General features: G+C 74.2%; 3 protein-coding genes. 2 read left to right on the top strand and 1 reads right to left on the bottom strand.

The features are described from left to right. Positions 1-109: 109 nt before the first annotated feature. Positions 110-724: a TetR/AcrR family transcriptional regulator C-terminal ligand-binding domain-containing protein gene (locus ACFC09_RS45925; protein WP_376539160.1), complete on the bottom strand. Its 615-nt coding sequence runs from the start codon at positions 722-724 to the stop codon at positions 110-112. 220 nt (positions 725-944) lie between these two features. Here ACFC09_RS45925 and ACFC09_RS45920 point away from each other — a divergent pair, with 220 nt between their 5' ends. Both ACFC09_RS45920 and ACFC09_RS45915 read left to right on the top strand, forming a co-directional pair. Continuing rightward, positions 945-1,739: a phosphatase PAP2 family protein gene (locus tag ACFC09_RS45920; RefSeq protein ID WP_376539158.1), complete on the top strand. Its 795-nt coding sequence runs from the start codon at positions 945-947 to the stop codon at positions 1,737-1,739. Further along, complete coding sequence (locus tag ACFC09_RS45915) at positions 1,736-2,791, top strand: hypothetical protein (RefSeq protein ID WP_376539156.1); 1,056 nt, start codon at positions 1,736-1,738, stop codon at positions 2,789-2,791. Before ACFC09_RS45920 ends, ACFC09_RS45915 begins: the two co-directional genes overlap by 4 nt. Positions 2,792-2,925: the final 134 nt, after the last annotated feature.

The following is a 2,925-nucleotide window of genomic DNA, read 5'->3' as shown; positions in this document are numbered from 1 at the left end:
CCTCTTCGCTCAGGAGGCGCCCCACCCGGCCGGGGCGCGCCGCCCCCGTCCCCACGGTGCGGCGCGGACAGGCCACCGTCCCGTCATCCCGTGGGCGGTGGCCTGAGTCTCAGGTCAGGCCCAGCGCGGGCAGCACCGCGGCCTCGACGAACCCGACGAGATAGTCGGAGTCGGCGTACTGGCCGGTCAGCATGGGCCGGATGCGCAGGACGCCGAACATCATGGCGGGCACGTAGTCCAGCGCCGGATTGTCCGCGCGCACCTCGCCGCGCTCGATCCCGCGCCGCAGGATCTTCTGGAGCGCGGCGATCTCGGGATCGACGAGCGCCTCGCGCAGCACACCCTTCAGTTCGTGGTCGGTCATGATCGCGTGGCCGAGCGCGTGCAGCAGGCGGGTGTCCTTGCCGGACCAGTCGCCCACGGCGCGTGCGGCCTCGCGCAGATCACCGGCGAGCGATCCGGTGTCGATGCCGCTGAAGCGCGCCTGGCTGCTGGCGCGCAGCGCCGCCGCCACGAACTGGGGTTTGGTCTTCCACTGCCGGTAGAGCGTGGACTTGCTGCACCGCGTGCTCGCGGCGACGCCCTCCATGGTGACGGACTCGTAGCCGCACTCGCGGATCTGTTCGAGCACGGCGTCGAAGAACTCCCGCTCACGCTCGGGCGTGATCTTGGAGCGGCGCGAGGCGGCGACCGTCTCCGGTCCGTCCGCGGCCTGCGACGTCATGCGCTCTTCCCCTCACTCGTGGCGGCCCGCCCCGGGCTGCGTGCGCGAAGCGAGTCCCTCGTTCCCAGTGTGTCGCACATCAATCGATACGCCAGTGTACCGGAACCCGGTCGTATCGGTACACTGGCGTATCGGTACGAAATCGTATCGATGAGTTCCGGTAAGCGGTCCGGGGCTCAGCACCACCACACGCACAGACCGTCAGTGAAGGGGCCGGGGGATGAACGCCCGAACCGAGCCTGCGGAAAAGGAGTCGGACTCCATAGCCCGGCCCCCGCTCCTGAGTGAGTTCCTGCTCGTCACAGGACTCTTCCTCGTCTACAAGGTCGGCCGCCAACTGGCCGCGGGCCACACCGGCGAGGCCCTCCACAACGCCCGTCGCGTGTGGGACCTGGAGCGGACGCTGCACCTTCCCGACGAGGCCACCGTGCAGTCAGCACTGCTCCACGGTGACGTGCTCGTCCATCTGGCGAACACCTATTACGCGACGGTCCACTTCCCGGCCACGCTGGGTTTCCTGGTCTGGCTGTACCTGCGGCGCCCCGCCCACTACCGCTGGGCCCGCCGGGTCCTCGCCGCGGTCACCGCGGCCGCCCTGGTGCTGCCGTTCACGTTCCCGCTCGCCCCGCCGCGGATGCTGACCGCCACCGGCATGGAGGACACCGCCCGGGTGTACGGGCCGTCGGTGTACGGGCCGCCGTCCAGCGACCACCTCTCCAACCAGTTCGCGGCGATGCCGTCGCTGCACTTCGCCTGGGCCCTGATGGTGGCGATCGGTCTGATCGCGGCGACGCGCTCACGCTGGCGCTGGCTGTGGCTGCTGCACCCGGCGGCCACCCTGCTCGTGATCGTCGGGACGGCGAACCACTACTGGCTCGACGCGATCGTCGCCACGGCCATGCTCGGCCTCGCCCTCGCGTTGATCCACCGGCCGCACCACAGGGCCGGCCCGGCGAGCCGGGGCACGCGGCGCTACACGCCGAAGCAGCACGTCCTGGTGGGGGCGGGACGATGAGCCCCGCCCTGATCGCCGTCGCCCTCTCCCTGGTCTCGGCCGTCGCCTACGCCGCCGCCGCGGTGGCGCAGGAGCGCCTGGCCGCCCGCACCTCCGGCACCGGCCTGCTGCGGCTGCTGGGCAAGGGCGCGTGGTGGGCGTCCGTCGGGCTGAACGGCGGGGGCGCGGTGCTGCACGTCGTGGCGCTCAAGTACGGTCCGCTGACCGTCGTCCAGCCGCTCGGCGCGCTCACCCTGGTCGCCGCGGTGCCGATGGGCGCCCGGTTCGCCGGGCGGCGGGTCAGCCCGGTCGAGTGGCGGGGCACCGCCCTGACGCTGCTCGGTCTCGCGGCGCTGCTGGTCACCGCGTCCGGTCCGGCACCGGAGCGGGTGCTGACCCTGACCGAGGCGCTGGCGGTGGCCGGGACGACGGCCGCCCTGATCGGCGTGCTGGCCCGGCCCGGCGCCCGGCCGGGGCTGCGGCACGCGACGGCGTCCGGCTTCGCCTCGGGCGTGGCCTCGGCGCTCACCCAGACGGTGACGGTGGCCGCGACGGACCGCACCGGGCCGGTGCTGAGCCCGACGGTGATCGTGGTCGCGCTGCTGGTCGCGGTGTTCGCCACCGGCGGCCTGCTGCTCTCCCAGACCGCCTACCGGGACGGCCTGGGCGCCCCGCTCGCCCTGGTGACCCTGGCCAACCCGGTGGCGGCCGCGGTGCTCGGTCTCTCCCTGCTCGGGCAGGGCCTCCAGGGCGGTGCCGGGGGCGTGCTGCTGGCGCTCGCCGGGGCGGCGGCCGCCTCCTGGGGTGTGGTGCTGCTCGCCCGGGTTCCGCACCCCGTTCCCCGTCCGGCCGGCGCCGGCCCGATGCCAACACTGCCCGTCCTGGAGCCGGGCACCACGTTCGCCGCGGCAGCGCCCGACCCGGAGCCGCGCACGGCCCCCGTCACACAGCCGCCGGCCCCGCAGGCACGCACGGCGCCCACCGCACCGACGCCCTCCCTGAAGCCGCGCAACCCGCCCGCGGCGGCGGCGCCGCCCCGGCGGCCGGATCCGGAACACCTCACTTCGCTCTGACCGGGTCCGAATCTTCCGGGGTCCGGATCCTTCGAGGTCCGGATCCTCCGGGGTCCCGGGACGGCCGGGGTCCCGGGACGGCCGGGGCGGCACGCGCGCGGCGGCCGGTGGGCGCGGAACCCCTCCGCGCCCAC

Source organism: Streptomyces sp. NPDC056161, assembly GCF_042268025.1.
Lineage (GTDB): Bacteria > Actinomycetota > Actinomycetes > Streptomycetales > Streptomycetaceae > Streptomyces.
Note: the sequence above shows the minus strand (reverse complement) of the source record. Positions and strands in the feature narration are given on the sequence as shown.

Excerpts from the sequence above, each read along its gene's own strand:
- ACFC09_RS45925 (WP_376539160.1), bottom strand. The coding sequence starts at position 724 with ATGACGTCGCAGGCCGCGGACGGACCGGAGACGGTCGCCGCCTCGCGC.
- ACFC09_RS45920 (WP_376539158.1), top strand. The coding sequence starts at position 945 with ATGAACGCCCGAACCGAGCCTGCGGAAAAGGAGTCGGACTCCATAGCC.
- ACFC09_RS45915 (WP_376539156.1), top strand. The coding sequence starts at position 1,736 with ATGAGCCCCGCCCTGATCGCCGTCGCCCTCTCCCTGGTCTCGGCCGTC.